Below are 21,780 nucleotides of genomic sequence, written 5' to 3'. Positions count from 1 at the left end.
TTTTTCAAAGCCCCTGTGGGGGGGGGGGGGACCCCCGCGCGCCCCCCTGGGCGGGGGCCCCCCCCCCCCCGGTCGCCTGAGCGCAGCTCAGGCGAAACCGCTCATCCTTCCGGCTGCTGCACGGGCAGGGGTTCCGAAAACGTCAGCGTCCGGTAGGGGAACGGGATCTCGATCCCGGCATCGTCCAGCGCCCGCTTGATCGCCGACACGGCCTTGTCGCGGCTGCGATGCTCGGCGATCGGTTCCGATCCCACCCACCAGCGCACCATGAAGTCGATGGACGACGAGTTGAACTCCGTCGCCAGCACCTGCGCCTCGCGGTCGCTGGCCTCGGCGGCGACTGGCGTGATCGCCTCGCGGATCACCTCGCGCGCCGCGTCCACGTCCTCGCCATAGGCCACGCCGACCACGACGCTGATGCGGCGCAGATCGCGGTCGGTCAGGATCTCCACCGGGTTCTTGAACAGATGCGAGTTCGGCACGAGGATCAACTCGCCCGAGCGTTTGCGCACATAGGTGTCGCGAATTGTGATCTTTTCCACCCGCCCCGTCAGCCCGTCGCAGGCGATGTCGTCGCCGTGGCGCATGGGCTTGCGCAGCAGGATCAGGAACCCGGCGAGGAAGTTCTCGAAAATATCCTTGAACGCCAGGCCGATGGCGATGGAGCCCAGTCCCAGGCCAGCCAGCAACTTGGTCGGTGTCAGGTTCGGGAAGACGACGGTCATGGCGATCAGCAGGCCCAGGACCCAGACGAAGATGCGCACCAGCTTTTGCACCGCTTCGGTCAGCGAGGGCCGCGCCTTGGACCGTTTCAGCAACCGCGTCACCAGCGCGCCAGCCGCCCAGGCAAACAGCCCGGTCAGGGCGATGATGACAAGCGCCGCGAGGATATTGGGCAACAGGGCGATGGCCCCCGTCGCAAGTCCCTGCAACTGCTCCATCACGATTTGCAGCGGCTTGATCTGGTTCACCATGTCGGTTGCCTGGTCCATCCGGTCCCTCCTTGTTTCACAGGTCAACGGCCCGACTGCGAAGGGGGTTCCGCCGGACATTGCCGTGCATTATATGCCGCACATGCAGAATCCCCCCGATCTTCGCCCCGACCTGGCGCGCGCCCGCATCCTGGAAACGAAACGTGACGGCCAGCCGACCATCGGTATGGTCTCGCTGGGCTGTCCCAAGGCGCTGGTGGACAGCGAACGTATCCTGACCCGGCTCAGGGCCGAGGGTTATGGCATCAGTGCCGACTATGCCGGGGCGGACGCGGTGATCGTGAACACCTGCGGCTTTCTCGATTCGGCCAAAGCCGAAAGCCTCGAGGCCATCGGCGAGGCGCTGAACGAGAACGGCAAGGTGATCGTGACCGGCTGTCTGGGGGCGGAGCCCGAATATATCACCGGCGTCCACCCAAAGGTGCTGGCCGTCACCGGGCCGCACCAGTACGAGCAGGTTCTGGACGCGGTGCATGGCGCGGTGCCGCCGTCGCCCAATCCCTATATCGACCTGCTGCCTGCGTCGGGCGTCAAACTGACCCCGCGCCACTACAGCTACCTCAAGATCTCCGAGGGCTGTAACCACAAGTGCAAGTTCTGCATCATCCCGGACATGCGCGGGCGTCTCGCCAGCCGCCCGGCCAAGGCCGTCTTGCGCGAGGCGGAAAAGCTGGTCGAGGCTGGCGTGAAGGAGCTGCTGGTGATCTCTCAGGACACCTCGGCCTATGGCACCGACTGGAAGGACCGCGAGGCGAAGTTTCCGTTCATCGACCTGACGCGCGAACTGGGCGAGCTGGGGGCATGGGTGCGCCTGCATTACGTCTACCCCTATCCGCATGTGCGCGAGGTCATCCCGATGATGGCCGAGGGCAAGATACTGCCCTACCTCGACATTCCCTTTCAGCACAGCCACCCGGACACGCTGCGGCGCATGGCGCGTCCGGCGGCGGCGGAACGCACGCTGGATGAGATCGCCGCGTGGCGGCGCGATTGCCCGGACATCACCCTGCGTTCGACCTTCATCGTCGGGTATCCCGGTGAGACCGAGGCCGAGTTCCAGCACCTGCTGGACTGGATGGACGAGGCGCAACTGGATCGCGTCGGCTGCTTCCAGTACGAAAACGTCGACGGCGCGCGGTCCAACGCGCTGCCCGATCACGTCGACCCCGAGGAAAAGCAGGACCGCTGGAACCGCTTCATGGAGAAGGCGCAGGCGATTTCCGAGGCAAAGCTGGCCGCCAAGGTCGGCCGCGTGATGGACGTGATCGTGGACGACGTGGACGAGGACGGCATCGCCACTTGCCGCACCAAATCCGACGCGCCCGAGATCGACGGCAACCTCTTCATCGACGAAGGGGCCGACCACCTGCAACCGGGCGACATCGTCCGGGTCGAGGTGGACGAGGCCGGGGAATACGACCTCTGGGGCCGTCTGGTCTGAGTCCGGCCCTAACCCGGCCCGACAGCCCGAAACCATCACGCTTGCGCGGATAAACGCGTGGGGCCTTTCACCTGTTGCGCGGCTGCGGTATGACGCGCGCCAACCGGGCGGACAGGCTCCGTCCCGCGCATGGACATCATGAGGAGGGCCAAATGGGCTATCGCATCGTCGTCGCAGGCGCCACGGGCAACGTGGGCCGCGAAATGCTGAACATCCTCGCCGAGCGGGAATTCCCCGTCGACGAGATCGCCGCGCTGGCATCGCGCCGCAGCCTCGGCACCGAGGTCAGCTTTGGCGACAAGACGCTGAAGACCCAGGATCTTGCGACCTTCGATTTCTCCGGCTGGGACATGGCGCTGTTCGCCATCGGCTCCGACGCGACCAAGGAATACGCGCCCAAGGCCGCCGCGGCGGGCTGCGTGGTGATCGACAACTCGTCGCTGTACCGCTACGACCCGGACATTCCGCTGATTGTTCCGGAAGTGAACGCCGACGCGATCCACGGCTATTCCAAGAAGAACATCATCGCCAACCCCAACTGCTCGACCGCGCAGATGGTCGTGGCGCTGAAGCCGCTGCATGACCGCGCCCGGATCAAGCGCGTGGTGGTGTCGACCTACCAGTCCGTATCGGGCGCGGGCAAGGAAGGCATGGACGAGCTTTGGGATCAGACGAAGGCCGTCTACAACCCGACCTCTGACGTGCCGCCGAAGAAGTTCACCAAGGAAATCGCCTTCAACGTCATTCCGCATATCGACGTCTTCATGGAAGACGGCTCGACCAAGGAAGAGTGGAAGATGGTCGCCGAGACCAAGAAGATCGTCGATCCGAAGATCAAGGTGACGGCGACCTGCGTGCGCGTGCCGGTGTTCGTCGGGCATTCGGAGGCAATCAACATCGAGTTCGAGGAATTCCTCGACGAGGACGAAGCCCGCGACATCCTGCGCGAGGCGCCCGGCATCATGGTGATCGACAAGCGCGAGAACGGTGGCTACGTGACGCCAAAGGAATGCGTGGGCGATTTCGCCACCTTCATCAGCCGCATCCGTCAGGATTCGACCATCGAGAACGGCATCAACCTGTGGTGCGTGTCCGACAACCTGCGCAAGGGCGCGGCGCTGAACGCGGTGCAGATTGCCGAAGTTCTGGGCCAGAAGGTGCTGAAGAAGGGCTGAGGCCTTTCGAAGCGAACAATCAGCGCGCCGCCCCTCGGGTGGCGCGTTTTGCGTTTGCGGGCCGCCTTGGTGAACGCTGCGCAAAGGTTTGCACGGCGTAGTGGCGCGCCTAGCACAAACCCTATTCCGAGGTATCGCTGTCTTAGCCTTCCGAACGCCAGTCTACCCGCGTTGAGGGTGGAACGACTCGGTCCACAAGCGTATACAAATCCCACGAACGCGCTGATGCGCGCCGCCAGAATGGCGAACCAGATGGCCCGGATGCTGCCTGCTTCTCTCTCCACTCTCTCCTCGGGTGGGTCTGGCCAGAGTTTTCGTAACATGACCGATGCGGGCAAGCGCCCCGCGTGACGAAGGGGCGCCCTGGCCGCCCCGTATGCAAGATGCCCTTGCACCGTCCGCGCTGCGGCTTGCCGAACTCTCTCTCTTCTCTCTCCATCGGTAGGCCGCAGCGGATATCCCGCATCCTGAACCACAACCGCCGTGCTGGTGCATCGGCGGTTTTTTCTTGGCTGGCCAACAGTGTCTGATGTCGAGGTTTCCAGCGTGCGCATGATTTACGCGCCCTTGGCAGATTTGCCGCAGTCCTTGTGCAATGCGAGATGCGTGCCGCATTTCCGCCGCAATCCCCTGAGACCCTTAACGGGCAGGCAAGGAACAGAGCATGAGACACCAACCCAATGCGACAGCGGGGTGGGGTGACGCCCGCCTGACGGGAACACCGTCAAGCGGACTGCCAGCCCCGCTGGATTGCGAGACGCGCACGACGCTGCGCCTTTTCCTCGAACCCATCATCAGTGCGGCGGACAGCTGGCCCGGCCTTGCGGCGGACCTGCTGAAACGCGGCTACGCCCTCGGCTTTCGCGAAGGGCATCTGGTGATCCTGAACGATACGGGGGCGGCGGTCTGTACGGGCAGCGACTTGGGGATACCCATGGCCAGCATCTCGGCCCGGATCGGGCGGCCCTGCGTACGGGCGCATGCGGGCGGCCATTCCGGAGAGTTGGACAGCCGGGGCTGATCGCGCCCCGGCCATTTGTTCAGACTTCGACGAAACCGCTTGATTTCGCATCGAGGTGGTGCAGGCCGCCCTCGGCGATGTCGGTCCAAAGACCGTGCAGCGACAGCTCGCCCGCTTCGACGGCGCGCTGCACGAAGGGGAAGGTCATGAGGTTGCGCAGGGACACCCGCACCGCCTCGTGCTCCAGCGCGCGGGGCATGTCGGGGCTGTCCTTCACCGCCTCGTAACCGGGCTTGAGGATATCCATCCAGCGGCCCACGAAGGAGGATTTCTCCTCCAGCTCCGGCGCGCGGCCCTGGCACATGTCGAGGCAGCCCTGAACGCCACCGCAGTTCGAATGCCCCAGAACGATCACATGCGCCACCTTCAGCGCCGTGACGGCATATTCCACCGCCGCCGAGGTGCCGTGGTGGTTCCCGTCCGGTTCGTAGGCCGGCACGAGGTTCGCGATGTTGCGGTGGATGAAGAACTCGCCCTGGTCCGCGCCAAAGATCGAGGTGACATGGACGCGCGAGTCGCAGCACGAGATCACCATGGCACGCGGGCGCTGGCCCTCTGTCGCCAGTCGGCGATACCACGCGTGGTTCTCCGCGTAGGTCGTCGCCTTCCAGCCATGATACCGCGTCACCAGGTAGGCGGGCAGGGGCTTCGTGAACTCCATGTCTTCCTCCGTCTTGAATGCTGCCGATCCAACTACCCAGCATTCAAGCGAAATGCGAGGGAAATCACTGCGACGGAATAACCTTTTGGGAACCCCCCAGAGGGCATGTTGCCCGTGGCTGTGGGGGCCAAACTATGGGGTGAGACGTGAAACAGGTGACGTACCTGTCGCCGGTGGAGTGTCCAATCATGGACACGGCCCAGATCCGAACGTTGTACACGGACCTCGGTCCCAACGCGGCCGAGGATGTGATCTGCCGGGCGATGGAGGAATTGGCCCAACGGCTTTGCCAGGTGCAGGAGATGGCGCTCTCCGGCCCGCGCGAAGACATGCACAAGACGCTGCGCTCGCTGTCCGCGATTGCGCATCAGATTGGCATGACCTCGCTCAGCCGGGTGTCCCACGATGTGATGAGCTGCATCGAGTTCGGCGATCTGGTGGCCGAGGCTGCGACCTTGGCCCGGCTCGCCCGCACGGGGGAACGATCGCTGACCGAACTTTGGGACATCAACGAATTTTCGATCTGACGACGTGACGCAGCCCGCTTGCAGGTGACGCCTGCCGGGTCAAAGACCGGGACTCGTGGATGAAATCCGCTTGCAGCCCCGATTGCCGGGACTAGGCTCGGGTCAAAGACCCAGATGCAGGAGTCCCCATGCCCCCCCGTTTCGCCACCACCGATGATGCTCTGCCGCTCCACGTTCTGACCCCTGAAGAGGTGGACGGCTGGGCCGATGCCCAGACCCCGCAGGTTGCCGCCTGGGTAAAGGCCAGCGGGTTCAAGGCGGCATTGGGCACGGCGCTGATGATCCCGGGCGCGGATGGGGCACCTGTCGCGGCCCTGGCAGGCTACGGAACGCCCGCACAACGCGCCCGCCAGCGGTTTCCGCTGGCCGGGGCGATCCCGGCACTGGCTCCGGCGAGTTACACCATCGCCTCCGGCACGCTGGACAATCCCGCGACCGAGGCGCTGGGCTGGCTCTTCTCCACCTACCGCTTCACCCGCTACAAGGACGCCCCCGGCGCCGACCGCCTGCTGACCGCCCCCGAAGGCATTGACGCCACCCGGCTGGAAACGCTGGCCGAGGCCGAATTCCTCACCCGCGATCTGGTGAACATTCCCGCGCAGGACATGGGGCCGGAAACGCTGGAACAGGCGGCGCGCGATCTGGCGGCGCGTTTCGACGCCAGCATCGAGGTCACCACGGGCGACGCCCTGCTGGACAACAACTTTCCCATGATCCACGCCGTCGGGCGCGCCGGTCCGCAGGCCCCGCGCCTGATCGACCTGCGCTGGGGCATTGAGGGCCCGAAACTGACCCTCGTGGGCAAGGGCGTCTGTTTCGACACTGGTGGCCTGAACCTCAAACCGGGGTCCTCCATGGGCCTGATGAAAAAGGACATGGGCGGCGCGGCCAACACGCTGGGCCTTGCGCAGATGATCATGGCGCTGGGCCTGAAGGTCCAGCTGCGCCTGCTGATCCCGGCAGTAGAAAACTCTGTCTCCAGCCCCAGCTTCCGCCCCGGCGACGTGCTGACCTCGCGCCTTGGCAAGACGGTCGAGATCAACAACACCGACGCCGAAGGGCGGCTGGTGCTGGCCGATGCGCTTGCCCTCGGGGCGGAGGATGCGCCCGACCTCATGCTGTCCATGGCGACCCTCACCGGTGCCGCGCGCGTCGCTGTCGGGCCGGACCTCGCGCCGTTCTACTGCGACGACGACACATTCGTCGACGCGCTCACCAGGGCCGCGACCGAGCAGGCCGACCCGGTCTGGCGCATGCCCTTCCACGAGCCCTACGAGACGATGATCGAACCGGACATCGCCGATCTGGACAACGCGCCCTCGGGTGGATTCGCGGGGTCCATCACCGCCGCGCTTTTCCTGCGCCGCTTCACCGAAGGTGCGCAGCGCTACGCCCATTTCGACATCTACAGCTGGCAACCCGCCGCCGCGCCGGGCCGTTCCAAGGGCGGCCTTGGCCAGGGTCCGCGCGCCATCCTCGCCGCCCTGCCGGAGGTTCTCGGGCTGTGAGCATCCTGACCGACCGCCGCACCCGCCCCGCAACGGATCGGGTCGTCGCGCGCTGGCACGCCGACAGTTTTCCGGGCCTTGCCGCGGTCGACCCCGAGCGGATGTATGTCACCCAAACCGTCACTGACCTGTGTCGCGGCCCGGGCGGGGCGCGGGACCGCCAGCTGACCTATGGCAGCGCCTTCGAGGTGCTGGAGCGGCGCAACGGCTGGTCCTTCGGCCTCGCTCCGGTGCTGAACGGCTACGTGGGCTGGATCGCGGACAGTGCGCTGCGACCCGAGGACCACCGCCCGCCCGCTGGGCATTGGGTCGCCACGCGCCAGACCCACGCCTACCCCGAACCCGACTTCAAGACGCGCGAAACCACCGCGCTGCCGCATGGCGCGCAGGTGTTCGCGGGCGCGACAGAGGGGCGCTTCACCCGCACCGAACTTGGCTGGGTGCCGACGCGCCACCTGTCCGAGACCGCGCCGCAGGATCCCGTCGCCGTCTCCGAACTCTACCTCGGCGTGCCTTACCTCTGGGGGGGCAACTCGATCTGGGGCATCGACTGTTCAGGGCTGGTGCAGATCGGCTGCGTCATGGCGGGCCACGCCTGCCCCGGCGACAGCGACCTGCAACAGGCGCACTTTCCGACGGCCCCGACACCGGATCACCAGCGCGGCGATCTGTTGTTCTGGAAAGGGCACGTGGCATGGGTGAGCGATCCCGACACGCTGCTGCACGCCAATGCGCACAGCATGTCCGTGGCCTACGAGCCCATCCGCGACGCCATCGCCCGGATCGAGGCCGCAGGCGACGGGCCGGTCACGAAACACGCGCGCCCGCTGTAGTCAGCGCAGGTCCGCGGCCGTATCCACGTCGCGCAGCATGTCGACACGCGCAATGCGCCAGCCGGGCAGCGTCGCTTCGCTGTCCGCCAGCGCATCTGACGTCGACCAGCGCACGGCCTTGAAAAAACCGCGCGGCAGCCGCGCCGGGTGCCGCACACCCACCAGCCAGTAGCCGCCATCCTCCGACGGACCAAAGACGGCGTCATGCGCTCCAAGGGCGGCAAAGGCCCGTGCCACCTGAGCGCGGCCCACGCCGGGAATATCCGCGCCGATCAGGCAGACCGGACCGCGACACCTGCGCAAGGCCCGCGCCATCCGCGCCCCCAGATCCCCGCCACCCTGCGCAATTCGCGTCAAATCGCCGGGAAACACCCGCGAGGCCACCGCCCCGTCCGGTGCCACGCACAGCACCAGTTCCCAGCGCGGATCACGCAACCGCCGCAGCAGCCGTGCCACCTGGTGCCGGAACCACCAGGTCGCCGCCACCGCGCCGATATCGCGCGCCAGCCGCGTCTTGACCCGACCCGGGCGCGGTTCCTTGACCATGACCAGCAGGACGGGTTTCAGAACACCAGCTCCATGTCGCGATGCGCCACCGCCCCGTCCATGTAGCGGGCACCATAGGCGCGGAACCCCAGCTTTTCGTAGAACCCCAAGGCCTGCTCCTGCGCGCTCAGGTAAACCCGCGCCGCGCCCTCCTTGCGGAAATGGTCGATCCCGTAGCGCACCAGCGCCGCGCCCAGCGACAGCCCCCGATGCGATTTCAACACGCAGATGCGCCCGATCTTGCCGGTTGCGCCATCGCGCAACAACCGCGCCGAGGCCACGGGCGCGCCGCCGTCCCGCACCACCAGTTGCACGGCGCCCGCATCCAACGCGTCCCATTCCTCGGCCTCGGTGAACCCCTGCTCGTCGATGAACACCACCCGCCGGATGTGATGCGCCTCGGACAGGTCCTCCGTCACCTCGACCTTCATGCAAAGTAATCCCGCAGCATCCGCGTATAGATCGCCTTCAACTGCCCGATCTGCTCGACCGAGACCCGCTCGTCCACGGCGTGCATCGTCCGCCCCACCAGCCCGAATTCCACCACCGGGCAGTGATCCTTGACGAACCGCGCGTCCGAGGTGCCGCCCGTGGTGGACAGTTCCGGCACGACGCCCGTCTCCGCCTCGACCGCACGCGCCACCAGCGCGGACAAGTCCCCCGGCGGCGTCAGAAAGCTTTCGCCGGAAATCTTCACCTTCACCTCGGTCACGGTCCCGAACGCGTCATCCACCGACGCCGCCTCGGCCCGCAGCCAGTCGGACAGCGCCGCGCCGGTGTGCAGGTCGTTGAAGCGGATGTTCACGCAGGCGCGCGCCTGCGCCGGGATCACGTTGGTCGCCGGGTTGCCCGTGTCGATGGTCACCACCGCCAGCGTCGAGGCGTCGAAATGGTCCGTCCCCTGATCCAGCTCGTGCGAGGCCAGCCTGTCCATCAGCCGCGCCATCGCCGGAAGCGGGTTCAGCGCGCGGTGCGGATAGGCGGAATGCCCCTGCTTGCCGGTCACCGTGAACCAGGCCGACAGGGACCCGCGCCGCCCGATCTTCATCATCTGGCCCATGTGGTCGGGGCAGGTGGGTTCCCCCACGAGGCAGACCGACATGCGTTCCTGCTGCTCCGACATCCAGTCCAGCAGGGCCACCGTGCCGTCCGTCGCGTCGCCTTCCTCGTCGCCGGTGATGGTCAGGATCACCGCGCCGTCCGGGGGCGTCTCGGTCACGAAATCCACCGCCGCCGCCGCAAAGGCCGCCACGCCGGACTTCATGTCCGTGGTGCCGCGCCCGTACATCATGCCGCCGTCGATCTCGGCCCCGAAGGGATCGTGCTGCCAATCCTCGCGGTTGCCGATCGGCACCACGTCGGTGTGCCCGTTGAAGCCGAAGGTCCGGGGATGCCCCTGCCGCCCCCAGCGCGCGAACAGGTTCGAGGTCTCGCCCCTGTCCACACGCGTGCAGTCGAACCCGGCCCCTTCCAGCAGATCCTGCAACAGAACCAGCGCGCCGCCTTCCTCGGGTGTGACCGAGGGACAGCGGACAAGGCGGGCGGTGAGGTCGACGGGATCGGTCATGGCGGGCTCCATCATGGGCATTTGCGTCTTGGCTATCGTGCCATTGGGCTGATGGCAAACACGTCCACGACCGGGTCAAACGGGCCACAATGCTTAAGGATAGGTTAACACTCGCCTCTGGGCTGTGCTAACCATTGGAAAAAGAAACAATAATACGCCGGGCAGGCATTCCAGAAAACAGATGTCCACCCGCATTGCGGGTAACGGGCGCGCTGTCTGCCACGGTCGAGGCAAACGAGGCAGGCAATGGTTGCTCCATCAGAGCTGCCACTGAACACCAATGCGTCGGCGATGCAGATGGCGCAGACCATCTTTGGCGACGGTGTGACGGTGGTATCGGCAAGCTACACCGGGGACGGGCGGTCCTCCGGCATCTACAGCGACGGGCTGGGCACCATGTCCGGCGTCGCGCCCTCGGACACCGGCGTGATCCTGTCCACGGGTCAGGCCGGGGACATCACCAACTCTGCCGGAACGGGGGGCGGCACGGGCGGTGGCGGCTGGTGGAACTGGTGGAACCCGCCGACCTACACCAATTCGAACCAGGACACGAACACCTCTACCAACACCAGCGGGCCGAACGGCCTGTCGGACTTCAATCAGGCGGCAGGCGCGCAGACCTATGACGCGGCCTTCATCGACGCGAATTTCATCCCCACCGGGGATGTGATGACGATGCAGTTCGTCTTCCTCTCCGAGGAATACCCCGAGTACCAGACCAGCCTCTACCAGGACTTCGTCGGCGTCTGGATCAACGGTGTGCAGGTGGACCTGCAAGTAGGCGACGGCGACGTGGACCCGCGCAACCTGAACGACACGTCGAACGAGAACCTCTTCGTCGACAACATGTCGGACCAGTACAACACCGAGATGGACGGCTTCACCGTCACTATGACCCTGACGATCCCGGTGGTCTCGGGGCAGGTGAACAACATCCGCATCGGCATCGCGGACGTGGTGGATTCGAACTACGACTCCAACCTGATGATTGCCGCGAACTCGGTGCAGACCACTCTGGTGGCGCGCCATGACCAGGTGACGATTGCGCCCGATGGCACGCGCACCGTGGATGTGCTGGCCAATGACGTGAACAACACCGGCGGCACACTGACCATCACCAAGGTCAACGGCCAGACCGTCAGCGTCGGCAGCACGGTGACACTGGCCTCGGGCCAGACCGTGACCGTGAACGCGGACGGGACGCTGACCATCGACGCCGACAGCGACATCGGCGGGTCGAACTTCACCTATACCGTGACCTCCTCGACCGGGGCCACCGACACCGGCTTTGTCACCGTCAACCAGGTGCCCTGCTTCGTCGCGGGCACGATGATCGACACGCCGGACGGCCCGCGCGCCGTGCACATGCTGGAACCGGGCGACCTTGTGAACACCCGCGACCATGGCCCGCAACCGGTGCGCTGGGTCGGGCGGCGCACCGTTCCAGCCAAGGGGGCCTTCGCCCCCGTCCGCATCCGCGCCGGCGCGCTGGGCGATCACGACACGGTCATGGTCTCGCCGCAGCACCGCGTTCTGGTGCAGGACGTGCTCGCCCACCTCATGTTCGAGGAACCCGAGGTTCTGGCCGCCGCGCGCCACCTCGTCAACGATCACTCCATCCGCGTGGTCGAAGGCGGGCGCGTGGATTACGTCCATGTCCTGTTCGACCAACACGAGATCATCACCGCCAACGGCCTGCTGTCCGAAAGCTTCCTCCCCGGCCCCGAGATCACCAATATCTTTGCCGAGGAAACGCTGAGCGAGATCACCGCGCTCTTCCCGGAACTGGACGCCGCAACCGGGGAGGGCTACGGTCCTCCTGCACGTCGCGTCCTCAAAGGCTATGAAGCGGCGGCAATAAGGGGCCGGGCGGCATGAGCTGGATTGCACTATCGGGACAAGGTCTCGCCTGGGTCTGCCCGGAGCGTTTCGGCACGACCGCTGCCAGCCGCGACATCCTGATGCCGCGCGGCTCCATCGTGATCGAGACCCGGATCTCCCCCGAGGACCGCCCCCAGACCCTGCTGGCCTACGAACGCGGCCACCCGTGGAAAGGCTCGTTCTCCGTCCGCGCCGTCCCCGGCGGCGGCATCGTGCTGGTCATGAGCCAGGGCGAAGACGTCTTCCACACCGTCCTCCAGCACCGCCACGACAGTCGCACCGACGTGCTGCGCGTGACCTTCCACTGGGACAGCGAGGCGCGCTATGGCCGCATCACGGTCGAACGCCCGGAATCCGACGCCGTGGTGTCACAGGACACGCCGCCCCCGCCGCCCATGCTGCTCGAGGACATCTACACGCTGGTCCGCCGCCCGCAGCTGATCGAAAAGGACGAAGACGTGCTGTTCTTCGCCGTCTCGGACGAGATCGAGCCGGTGGGCCCCATGCCCTCGCTCGTCGGGCAGGTGCCGGTGCTGACTCCGGACGGCTACAAACCCGTCAGCAGCCTGACCACCGGCGATACGGTGGTGACCCGCAACCACGGCATCGTGCCGGTGCTGGCGCGGGTGACCCGCCGCGTGCCCGCGCTGGGCACGTTCCAGCCGGTGCGCCTGCGTGCGCCCTACTTCGGCCTGCGCCGCGACCTCGTGGTCGCCCCCTATCAACGGCTGGTGATCGGCGGGTCCGAAGTGGAATACCTCTTTGGCCGCGAGGCGGTGCTGATCCCCGCCATCAGCCTGGTGAACGGCTTTGCCGCTGTCTACGAACAGGGCGTGCAGATGGTGCGCTACCATCAGCTGCTCCTGCCGGGGCATGAACCGGTGATCTCTGCCGAGGCCGAACTGGAAACGCTCTACGTCGGACGCCTGCGCCGCAACCGCGCGCAAATCAGCCGCACGCTGCTGTCCGACGTTCCCGCCAGCCTGATCCCCGAACACGCCCGCGCCGGTCTGAAGGTGCTTGGGTCGTTCGAGGCCATCACGCTGGCCGAAGCCCGCGCCGCCTGATCCGGCGACCAACCTGACCGCAGCGCCACCGGCCCCGAATTTTCGCAGAAAATTCGTGCCCGCCCGGCACGTCCGTCAGTCGAAGAATGGCGAGACCTGCGCCACGATCACCGCGTTCTCGGCGAGCGCGCGGTCCATCAGTTCCGCCTCGTCGTCGTCGATCTCGTGGCCCTGCGCCTCGCGCTCGTCGCGGGTGCCGTAGCCGGTCACATCCAGCGGAGCCATGTCGGCCTGCTTCAGGATCGCAACCGTTTCGCGCACGGCCTCGGCCTCGTCCACGCCCGAGGCATAGCACATCAGCGCCGCGCCTGTGGCGTCCTTTGGCAGACCATCGCCCGCCTTGCGGCCGACCTCGACCAAAAGCGTGTAAACCTGCTGTATGCGCGTCTTCTTTTCCATGCGCCGCGCATGAGGCCCGCCGCACCGTTTGTCAAGAACCGCCAGTGCGCCGGCGCGGCAAGGCTGTTGCGCGGAACGCAACATTTTGTCCCTGTCCCGCCGCATTTACGCCAAGGAAACTTGCGAACCGTTAACCTGACAACGATTAAATGAGCGCTGAACCAGAATGGACGTTCCGCTTCAATACCAGATACTGACCCTGTCGCTGATCCCCGACACGCTGCTGTCGGCGGATTACAACCTGTTTCTGAACGGTCTCTCCGCGGTTCAGCCCGCGGCGCTGCTCAGCGACGACACCGGCATCCTCTATGTCGGTGAACAGGTCACCATGGGCAGCCGCACTGTCGAGATCCTCGGCTCCGGCACGGCGCAGCCCGGCGTGCAGATCCTCTCGCTCGTGGTGCCGCTCGGGACCGCCGTCGACGTGGTCTACATGCGCGACGTGGACACCGGTGAGCTGATCCTCAGCTACCCCGAGGGGCCGCCCAACCTTTTGTCTGCCGTGGCTCTGGTCCTGACCATCGAGCCCGAAGGCTACAACCTCAACACCAACGCGCCGGTCTGCTTCTGCAAGGGCACCCGTCTGGCCACCGCCACGGGCCCCGTGCGCGTGGAAAAGCTGCGCCCCGGCGACAGGCTGCTGGACTGGAGCGGTACGCCGGTCACCGTCCTCGCCTGCATCTCGACCCACTACCCGGCGCCGCCCGCCGACTGGCGCCCCATCGTGATCGACCCGGACGCCTTCGGGCCGGGCTTTCCCGAACGCCGCCTCCGCATCTCGCCGCAGCATCGGCTTTGTATGCCGGGCATTGACCCGGTCAGCTTGCCGATCCTCGGTCCGGCCAAGGGTTTCACCAGCCTGCCGCGCATCCGCCAGCGCGGCAACGGCCAGCCCGTGACCTACTACCACATCGTGACCGAGCGCCACGCCCTGCTGTGCAGCGAAGGCCTCCCCTCGGAATCGCTCCTCCTTGCCCGCAACACCCTGCGCCTGCTGCAACCCGAGACGCGGTTCAAGCTGCTCAAGGCCCTCCGCCTGACCGAGGACAGCTACACCTCCCATCCCGCCGCCACCCCCTGCGGGACGCTCCTGTCCATGCGTGATACCCGCAAGCTGGCCGAGGCATGGTCCGTCCAGAACCGCCTGACACCGCAGCCCGCATGGCCCGCGCGTCCCGGCCCCAGGCTGCGCCTCGTCGCCTGAGCGTGGGCCTGAACTCGGATCCGGGCCTGACGCGCAAACGCAAAAGGGCGGCCCCGCAGGACCGCCCCCCGTTCCGGACAACCGGAAAAATCAGTCGCGCAGCAGCTCGTTGATGCCGGTCTTCGACCGCGTCTTCTCGTCGACGCGCTTCACGATCACGGCGCAGTACAGGTTGATGCCGTTCTTCGACGGCATCGACCCCGCCACGACCACCGAGTAGGGCGGCACTTCGCCGTACATCACTTCGCCGGTCTCGCGGTCGACGATCTTGGTCGACTTGCCGATGAACACGCCCATGCCCAGCACCGAGCCCTCGCGCACGATGCAGCCCTCGACCACCTCGGAGCGTGCCCCGATAAAGCAGTTGTCCTCGATGATGGTCGGACCGGCCTGCATCGGCTCCAGCACGCCACCGATGCCGACGCCGCCCGACAGGTGCACGTTCTTTCCGATCTGCGCGCAGGACCCGACGGTCGCCCATGTGTCCACCATGGTGCCCTCGTCCACATGCGCGCCGAGGTTCACGAAGGACGGCATCAGCACCACGCCCGGCGCGATATAGGCGGACTTGCGCACGACGCAGTTCGGCACGGCGCGGAAGCCCGCGGCCTTCCACTGGTCGGCGCCCCAGCCCTTGAACTTCGAATCGACCTTGTCCCACCAGCCAGCGCCCTGCGGGCCGCCGTCATGCACTTCCATGTCCTTGATGCGGAAGCCCAGCAGCACGGCCTTCTTGGCCCACTGGTTCACGTGCCAGTCACCGCTGTCCTGCTTCTCGGCGACGCGCAAGCTGCCGGAATCCAGCGCATTCAGCGTGGCCTCGATGGCCTCGCGGGCTTCGCCGGTAGTGGCGGACGTGATGGTATCGCGCGCCTCCCAGGCGGCTTCGATGGCGGCTTCGAGCTGAGCGTTGGACATTTCTGCCTCCCGTTTTCGGTAATAATGTTGCGCAGGCTTAGACACCAAAGCCGCCGATTGCGCAATCTCCCCTGACTGCGTCCTTTCGGATCAGTCCCCTTCCGTTTGCCCCCCGCCTTGCCCGCCACCTTGCGCGCCGCCGTCTTCCTCCGCGCGGGCCCGCTCCTGCTCCAGCCATAGCTGCCGCAAGGCCTTCTGCCGCTCGTGTTCCTTCCTGATTCCCTCGTTGATGGCCTTGCGCAGGGAGGCGAGGCTGTCCTGATGCCCGCGCACCAGCGCCTTTGTCTTGTCCGAGAGGGGCACGCGCCCGGACACCGACCGCTCCTCGAAGAGCAAGTCCACCGGGTCGCCGGAACAGGTGCCAAGCACCGAGGAAAACAGCCGGAACGCAATCGGCACCTGGAACCATCCCTGCGCCTGTTCGCCATGGCCGGTGATGGTGGCCGACCAGCGGATGTAGCGCTCGATCACGAAAAGATCGACCCGGCGGCCATGGGCGATGTTGTCGACGAGCTTGTCGTAGGGGATGATGGCCACGAGGGGTGCAACCGCCGCGTCCAGCGCCTTGCGCAGCGCGTCGTCGTCCGCCACGCCCAGCGCCCGCAGCGCGGCGGCCTTGTTCTCCGCGCCATGGGCCTTGCTGAATGTCATGACGCCGGGCGGCGCGCTCTTTCCCATGTCAAACACCAGATCGGCGTTGACCGCCCACCTGTCCCGTCTTGGATCAGGCCAACCGGCATTGATGCTGCAATCCCATCGGTACAGCCGGATCGGGTCCGCGCTGAAGTCCCCCCGGTTGAGCGCAAAGAACCCATCGTAGTCTTCGTCCATTGCGGTCAGGTGCAGCGTGCCGGTGTTGACCTTCAGTTCCATGGATGTCCTCGCTTTCCCTAGGGTCATGCTGCCCCGACCCGTCCTGCCGGATCAACCCCTCGACACGGCGGCCGCCTGCGCATCGGGCAACAGCCCGCTTTTCATGCAGTCGCGGCGTTGCCGTGTCTGGTCCTCGTTCAGGGAAAGCTATACTTCTGGGGATAAGATGATTTTGCGCCGCTTCGGCGCGCCGCTTTTCCCAGGAGGGATGGAATGAAAGACGATCGCCGCAGCCCGCTCCGCGATGCCGGCACCGATATCGACACCGCGCGCAGCGTTCCCGAAACGCCGCAGTCGATGTCGCCCAGCTACCGCCTTGCCTTTGCGGATGAGACCTTTCTGGCCAAGGACGAACTGCGGCCGGTCCGCCTGCAACTCGAACTGCTGAAGTACGAGATGCTGATGGACGAACACCAGATCGACTCGACGGTGGTGTTGTTCGGCGGCGCGCGCATTCCCTCGCCCGAGGAAAAGCACACCGCGCGCACCCAGACCCTCGCCGACCTGTCGCACTTCTACGAGGAAGCCCGCACATTCGCCCGCGTCATGACGCGCAAGGCCAAGGAGACGGGGAACCGCCATTGGGTCATCGCCACCGGCGGCGGCCCCGGCGTGATGGAAGCGGGCAACCGTGGCGCCGACGAGGAAGGCGGGATTTCCATCGGCCTGAACATCGTGCTGCCGCACGAGCAGGCGCCGAACCTCTACGTGACACCGGACCTTGCGTTCAATTTCCACTACTTCGCCATCCGCAAGATGCACTTCCTGATGCGCTCGCGCGCGGTCTGCGTCTTTCCGGGCGGTTTCGGCACGCTGGACGAGATGTTCGAGGCGCTGACCCTGATCCAGACGGGCCGGATGCGCCCTGTGCCCTTCCTGCTGTTCGGCAAGGACTTCTGGAACAAGATCATCAACTGGGAGGCGCTGGCCGACGCCGGCACCATCAGCGAGGATGATCTGGACCTGTTCAGCTTCGTCGACACCGCCGAAGAGGCCGCGGCCATCATCGACGCCTGGGTGGAGCAGCCCCGCCGGGGTGAAATTCCGGGTCGCTGAAAAGCCGCCTTCACAGGGCGGGCCCGGAACATCCGGGCCTGCTGTGCCCTGCGTTTCTGCCCAGCGTTCGTCCCGCCCGCCCCGAATTTTCGTGGAAAATTCGTTCCACCGCCCGGACCTGCGCGCATCCCCGGACCACGCGGACGCTGGATGCCGCGTGCCGCAGCCGATCTCGGGCAGGGCCACCGCGTGTGCAGATCACCGTGACGCTGTTGCACGGCGTGTGTTGCAAAACGTCATGGTCCGCAGATCGCAAACCCGGAGCCAGAACCGTGTTCGACCCAAGACCGGGCTCCTGACGACAGACAGAGCAAAACCTTCCGCAAAAGAACGGGTGTTGGAAGGTTTCGACGCGATGTGACCCCGCCTTGTGTTCTGAGCACAATCCCCCCCGGCGACGCTTCGCCAGCGGCACGCCCGTGCAGCGTCTGCCTCATCCTGCGCCATGCCGTCGCTATAGCGTCAGGCCAGACATGCCGAATGGCTTCAGGGCCGTGCGACCTGGGGATTGCTTTGCCCGTCCTTGGGCGTCGCGGCCCGGGGCGCTTGTGAGGGGGCCGCTTCGACCCACCGCGCCACGACAGCACGCGCCGCAACGACGTCCCGCGCCTCCAGAGCGCTGCGCAGATCCTTCAGCGCCGTGGCCACCTCGAACTCCGACAAAGCCTTTTCCTCGGCCCGCCTGATCTTTGGATGTGGCGTCGTCACCATGTCCGCCGAGATCAGCAACTCCTCGTGCAGTTTCTCCCCCGGTCGCAGCCCGGTGATCCGCACCTCGATGTCGCCGTCGGGCTCATCCTCGGAACGCACCGTGTAGCCCGCTCCCTCGATCATCTGCCGCGCGATCCGCAGGATCGGCACCGGCTTGCCCATGTCGAGCACGAACACATCCCCGCCGCGCGCGAACGATCCGGTTGCCAGTACCAGGCGGGCCGCCTCTGGGATGGTCATGAAATACCGCGTTACATCGGGATGGGTCAGCGTGACAGGTCCGCCCCGTGCGATCTGCTCCTCGAACAGCGGGATGACCGAGCCGCTGGACCCCAGCACATTGCCGAAGCGCACCATGGAAAACCGCGTTCCCGGTGTGCGCGCCGCAAGGTCCTGCACGACCAGTTCCGCCAGCCGCTTCGATGCTCCCATGACATTGGTGGGGCGCACCGCCTTGTCGCTCGACACAAGGATGAATCGTTCGACCCCGCAGCGCCGCGCCGCCTCGGCCAGGACCTTGGTGCCCAGCACGTTGTTGCGCAGCCCGGCCAGCGGATTGTCCTCCACCAGGGGCACATGCTTGTAGGCGGCGGCGTGCAGCACCACGTCGACACGATTGTCCTGCAGCACCTCGGTCATCAGGGCATCGTCCAGCACCGACCCCAGAACCGCCGTCAGGGGCACGGAAGCCCCCAGCGCCCGCAACTCCTTCTCGACCGCGTAAAGCGCCAGTTCCGAATGATCCACCAGCACGAGGCGCTCTGGCCGACATGCCATCAACTGTCGGCACAATTCGGACCCGATGGACCCGCCCGCACCGGACACGAGGATGCGCCGCCCGCGATAGGTGTGGCTGACCCCGGGCAGTTCCTGTTCCAGCCGGGATCGGCCCAGCAGATCCGGGATCGGCACAGGGGACATTTGCGCCTGCAGGGCGCGGTCTCCCAGCAGCTCGGCAAAGGAGGGCAGGGCGTGCACTTCGGCCCCGACATTGCGCAGCCGGTGCCGCATCCGCGCCAGGTCCGCCGCCGTCAGCGAAGGCATCGCCAGCACGACCCGATCCACGCGCCGGTCCGTAACCAGTTGCGCGATCCGCGACGGCGCATGCACGCGCAGGCCGCCGATCACCTGGCTCTGCACCGTCGGGTTGTCATCGACGAACGCCACCGCCCGGATCGCCTGCCCGTGGCGCAGCGCCGCTGCCAGCTGCTGTCCCGTTGTGCCTGCCCCGTAGATCAGAACGCGCAGGACCTCCGGTCCACTTTGATAGATCACCTGCGTCAGGTGTCGCAGCACCACGCGCCACCCGGCGGACAGGAACAGCACCAGCAGAGAGAATAACACATGCGTGCCCAGCGGCAGCGGATGATGCAGCGACGGCGCCAGCAGCATGTCCAGAACGCCAAGCCCAAAGGCATAAATCACCGTCCGCGTCACGCCGCGCATTTCGTAGGCGTTGAGCTTGATCCGGGTCAGCCCCATGACCCAGCCGACAACGGCGCCCGCGCCGGCCAGTACCGTGCCCAGCGGCCAGAGCGCAGCCATCGAATCCACCGCCAGCGGATCCGACAACGGGATAGCCACCAGCAACGCCCCCAGCACCGCCAGCGCGTCGAGCATGACAAAGGCCGTGTGCTTTTGCGAACGGGACAGGCCGGTCACCAGCCGGTACAGCATTCTTCCTTCCCCCATGTCGAGGGGCCCGCGAGGGCCCGGCAACACGCGCCACCTGCGCCGTTGTCATCGTCCAGCTCGTCGCGCAGCCTGCGTGACATCGCTGACGATACCGACTCCGGGGTTAAAGGTGATTTAACCGCTGAACGACATGCCGGGGCCTCAGTCGATCAGGCGGGGATAGACCTCGATTCCGTCGCCATCTCCGCTGTTCTCGGGGCGGTTATGGGGGTCGGGCAAGACCCCCAAGGACATGGCCAGCGCCGCCAGTTCGGCCCGGTTCGATGCCCCTGTCTTCTGGATCAGCGCGTTCAGCCGCTGCCGCACAGCCGATATGGTGATTCCCAGCGTCTTCGCGATCTGCTTGTCCAGGTAGCCCGCGCCGATCATCTCCAGCAGTTCACGCTGTTTCTCGGTGACGCCTTTACGTTCAAAGAATTCCTCGGAAAAATGCTGCAAATACCGCTGATGTCCCGCCCAGGCCGCTACGGTCAGCGTCCAGGCCTCGCGCTCCAGGATCTCCAGCAGGCCCGCGCGGTCATGGTTCCCTATGAAGGAAATCATCGCGGCCGAAGGCGGGGCCGTCTGCCGCAAGGGAATGGAAATCCCCGCCCGCATTCCGCGCGCCGCCGCCGCCTCCAGCACGGCCATGCGCTCGGGTGGCAGGCTGGGATAATCCTCCGCGAATTCCAGCCCGATGCAGATCGGGGTCAGGTGATGCAGCCCGTGCACCCGGAAATACGACCCCCGGCACAGGTTCGGATCCTGATTGGTCTCGTGCAGCCAGGAGGCGTCGTAGGAGGTGCGCACGAACAGCGTCCGCTTCCAGTGCCGCCAGTCGCTGGCCGAGATGAAGTCGATGTAGGGCAGACCCGCCGTCCGCCCCAGTTCCATCATCAGGTCCCAGACCTCCGCCGAGGACTGCGTGGTTTCCAGCGCGCGCAGGAACCGCTGACCCCGGGGCGGAAAGAAATCTTCCGCCGGGATCGGGGGTCGGGAATATGCCGGCTCAGACGGCGGTCTCATCTTCGAGGTGCAGCTTTATGTCGATCAGCACCTTCTGGATCGCCAGCGTCTCCTTCAGCAGCCGCTTCGCCTCGTTGGCCGAGATCACGCCATCGTCGATCGACTGGTGATATTCCGCCATCAGCATCCCGAACCGCTGCGACAGGGCGATCACGTCACTGTTCACCCCGCCTTCCTTGCGGGAATTGCGACGTTCCTGGTCGAAATGCAGCGTGATCCCCTTCAGCTCCGCCAGGGCCGAGGTCACATGCGGGTAGCTCGCCGCCTCTTCCAGCGCGGCCACCGTGTCGATCGGCATGAAGCGGTCGGCGTGCTCGTCATAGTCCGAATAATAGCGCCCCAGAGTCGCCTTCGACTTGCCCGTCAAGGCGCAGGCGGCTTCAACACCCACGTCCTTGACGAGGGCTTCGGTGTGCTTTTTCAGATAGCGCGCAACGCTGGACATTCTTGCCTCTTGTGACTTCTGACCGGGAACGGGGGAACCTTGCTACTCCTTTCCCATTAACCTCAGAACTTGGAAAAGTCATTGATAAATCAACCCTGACACAGGTCGGGGCAGCTTCCGGGGTGGGACACCTCGCCGGGGGTGGGCGGCGCGGTTGACATATCCCCAAAGCGTAACCATTGATGCGCCGCTTCCAGTTCACGCGGGCCGGGGCAAGCCCCGCCTCGGGACGAGTTTCCCCGAGGCCCCCGGCCC

Annotated in this window: 21 protein-coding genes; 10 read left to right on the top strand and 11 right to left on the bottom strand. The window is 66.0% G+C overall.

The window, feature by feature from the left end:
- Positions 1 to 101: 101 nt before the first annotated feature.
- Positions 102 to 992, bottom strand: a complete 891-nt coding sequence (locus ACP16H_RS19690; RefSeq protein WP_425073952.1) for a mechanosensitive ion channel family protein — start codon at positions 990 to 992, stop codon at positions 102 to 104.
- A gap of 73 nt (positions 993 to 1,065) precedes the next feature.
- Here ACP16H_RS19690 and rimO point away from each other — a divergent pair, with 73 nt between their 5' ends.
- The 3 genes from rimO to ACP16H_RS19675 all read left to right on the top strand — a co-directional run bounded on the left by rimO (position 1,066) and on the right by ACP16H_RS19675 (position 4,629).
- Positions 1,066 to 2,433, top strand: coding sequence for a 30S ribosomal protein S12 methylthiotransferase RimO (rimO, locus tag ACP16H_RS19685; RefSeq protein ID WP_425073983.1), 1,368 nt, complete (start codon positions 1,066 to 1,068; stop codon positions 2,431 to 2,433).
- A 152-nt stretch (positions 2,434 to 2,585) separates the two neighbouring features.
- Positions 2,586 to 3,608, top strand: coding sequence for an aspartate-semialdehyde dehydrogenase (locus ACP16H_RS19680; protein WP_425073951.1), 1,023 nt, complete (start codon positions 2,586 to 2,588; stop codon positions 3,606 to 3,608).
- A gap of 664 nt (positions 3,609 to 4,272) precedes the next feature.
- Positions 4,273 to 4,629 carry a hypothetical protein gene (locus ACP16H_RS19675; RefSeq protein ID WP_425073950.1) on the top strand — a complete coding sequence of 119 codons (357 nt, stop codon included), beginning with the start codon at positions 4,273 to 4,275 and terminating at the stop codon, positions 4,627 to 4,629.
- A 19-nt stretch (positions 4,630 to 4,648) separates the two neighbouring features.
- Here the strand turns inward: ACP16H_RS19675 and ACP16H_RS19670 are convergent, their stop codons facing one another.
- A complete protein-coding gene (locus ACP16H_RS19670; protein WP_425073949.1) occupies positions 4,649 to 5,290 on the bottom strand; it encodes a carbonic anhydrase in 642 nt (213 codons plus the stop codon).
- Positions 5,291 to 5,436: 146 nt separating this feature from the next.
- Between ACP16H_RS19670 and ACP16H_RS19665 the strand changes: the two genes are divergently transcribed.
- From ACP16H_RS19665 to ACP16H_RS19655, 3 genes are all read left to right on the top strand, one after another.
- Complete coding sequence (locus tag ACP16H_RS19665) at positions 5,437 to 5,817, top strand: hypothetical protein (protein ID WP_425073948.1); 381 nt, start codon at positions 5,437 to 5,439, stop codon at positions 5,815 to 5,817.
- Positions 5,818 to 5,945: 128 nt separating this feature from the next.
- Positions 5,946 to 7,325, top strand: coding sequence for a leucyl aminopeptidase family protein (locus ACP16H_RS19660; protein WP_425073947.1), 1,380 nt, complete (start codon positions 5,946 to 5,948; stop codon positions 7,323 to 7,325).
- Positions 7,322 to 8,158: an NlpC/P60 family protein gene (locus ACP16H_RS19655; RefSeq protein WP_425073946.1), complete on the top strand. Its 837-nt coding sequence runs from the start codon at positions 7,322 to 7,324 to the stop codon at positions 8,156 to 8,158. The genes ACP16H_RS19660 and ACP16H_RS19655 overlap by 4 nt, the downstream gene beginning before the upstream one ends.
- Here the strand turns inward: ACP16H_RS19655 and ACP16H_RS19650 are convergent, their stop codons facing one another.
- The 3 genes from ACP16H_RS19650 to dapE are packed head-to-tail and all read right to left on the bottom strand — an operon-like array spanning position 8,159 to position 10,271.
- Positions 8,159 to 8,704 (bottom strand): TIGR04282 family arsenosugar biosynthesis glycosyltransferase, encoded by a 546-nt coding sequence (locus tag ACP16H_RS19650; RefSeq protein ID WP_425073945.1) that lies wholly within the window; start codon positions 8,702 to 8,704, stop codon positions 8,159 to 8,161.
- A 17-nt stretch (positions 8,705 to 8,721) separates the two neighbouring features.
- A complete protein-coding gene (locus ACP16H_RS19645; RefSeq protein WP_425073944.1) occupies positions 8,722 to 9,135 on the bottom strand; it encodes a GNAT family N-acetyltransferase in 414 nt (137 codons plus the stop codon).
- Positions 9,132 to 10,271, bottom strand: a complete 1,140-nt coding sequence (gene dapE / locus ACP16H_RS19640; protein ID WP_425073943.1) for a succinyl-diaminopimelate desuccinylase — start codon at positions 10,269 to 10,271, stop codon at positions 9,132 to 9,134. The genes ACP16H_RS19645 and dapE overlap by 4 nt, the downstream gene beginning before the upstream one ends.
- A 246-nt stretch (positions 10,272 to 10,517) precedes the next feature.
- Between dapE and ACP16H_RS19635 the strand changes: the two genes are divergently transcribed.
- Positions 10,518 to 12,149, top strand: a complete 1,632-nt coding sequence (locus tag ACP16H_RS19635) for a Hint domain-containing protein (protein ID WP_425073942.1) — start codon at positions 10,518 to 10,520, stop codon at positions 12,147 to 12,149.
- Positions 12,146 to 13,219 (top strand): Hint domain-containing protein, encoded by a 1,074-nt coding sequence (locus tag ACP16H_RS19630; protein WP_425073941.1) that lies wholly within the window; start codon positions 12,146 to 12,148, stop codon positions 13,217 to 13,219. The genes ACP16H_RS19635 and ACP16H_RS19630 overlap by 4 nt, the downstream gene beginning before the upstream one ends.
- Before the next feature lie 75 nt (positions 13,220 to 13,294).
- Here the strand turns inward: ACP16H_RS19630 and ACP16H_RS19625 are convergent, their stop codons facing one another.
- Entirely contained in the window at positions 13,295 to 13,618 is a 324-nt protein-coding gene (locus tag ACP16H_RS19625) for a hypothetical protein (RefSeq protein ID WP_425073940.1), read from the bottom strand.
- 166 nt (positions 13,619 to 13,784) lie between these two features.
- On the opposite strand from ACP16H_RS19625, the gene ACP16H_RS19620 reads away from it, so the two are divergent.
- Positions 13,785 to 14,822, top strand: a complete 1,038-nt coding sequence (locus ACP16H_RS19620; RefSeq protein WP_425073939.1) for a Hint domain-containing protein — start codon at positions 13,785 to 13,787, stop codon at positions 14,820 to 14,822.
- A gap of 90 nt (positions 14,823 to 14,912) precedes the next feature.
- Here ACP16H_RS19620 and dapD read toward each other — a convergent pair whose 3' ends face one another.
- Both dapD and ACP16H_RS19610 read right to left on the bottom strand, forming a co-directional pair.
- Complete coding sequence (gene dapD / locus ACP16H_RS19615; protein WP_425073938.1) at positions 14,913 to 15,740, bottom strand: 2,3,4,5-tetrahydropyridine-2,6-dicarboxylate N-succinyltransferase; 828 nt, start codon at positions 15,738 to 15,740, stop codon at positions 14,913 to 14,915.
- 90 nt (positions 15,741 to 15,830) lie between these two features.
- The gene (locus ACP16H_RS19610; RefSeq protein WP_425073937.1) at positions 15,831 to 16,613 is read right to left on the bottom strand and encodes a hypothetical protein; all 783 of its coding nucleotides are present in this window, start codon (positions 16,611 to 16,613) and stop codon (positions 15,831 to 15,833) included.
- A gap of 213 nt (positions 16,614 to 16,826) precedes the next feature.
- Here ACP16H_RS19610 and ACP16H_RS19605 point away from each other — a divergent pair, with 213 nt between their 5' ends.
- Entirely contained in the window at positions 16,827 to 17,669 is an 843-nt protein-coding gene (locus tag ACP16H_RS19605; RefSeq protein WP_425073936.1) for a TIGR00730 family Rossman fold protein, read from the top strand.
- Positions 17,670 to 18,155: 486 nt separating this feature from the next.
- On the opposite strand, the gene ACP16H_RS19600 is transcribed toward ACP16H_RS19605, so the two are convergent.
- From ACP16H_RS19600 to ACP16H_RS19590, 3 genes are all read right to left on the bottom strand, one after another.
- The gene (locus ACP16H_RS19600) at positions 18,156 to 20,057 is read right to left on the bottom strand and encodes a polysaccharide biosynthesis protein (RefSeq protein WP_425073935.1); all 1,902 of its coding nucleotides are present in this window, start codon (positions 20,055 to 20,057) and stop codon (positions 18,156 to 18,158) included.
- A gap of 159 nt (positions 20,058 to 20,216) precedes the next feature.
- Positions 20,217 to 21,080 (bottom strand): helix-turn-helix transcriptional regulator, encoded by an 864-nt coding sequence (locus tag ACP16H_RS19595; protein ID WP_425073934.1) that lies wholly within the window; start codon positions 21,078 to 21,080, stop codon positions 20,217 to 20,219.
- The gene (locus ACP16H_RS19590) at positions 21,064 to 21,525 is read right to left on the bottom strand and encodes a hypothetical protein (protein ID WP_425073933.1); all 462 of its coding nucleotides are present in this window, start codon (positions 21,523 to 21,525) and stop codon (positions 21,064 to 21,066) included. The genes ACP16H_RS19595 and ACP16H_RS19590 overlap by 17 nt, the downstream gene beginning before the upstream one ends.
- Between the last annotated feature and the right edge of the window lie 255 nt (positions 21,526 to 21,780).

The organism is Sagittula sp. S175 (assembly GCF_049800975.1).
Taxonomy (GTDB): domain Bacteria; phylum Pseudomonadota; class Alphaproteobacteria; order Rhodobacterales; family Rhodobacteraceae; genus Sagittula.
Note: the sequence above shows the minus strand (reverse complement) of the source record. Positions and strands in the feature narration are given on the sequence as shown.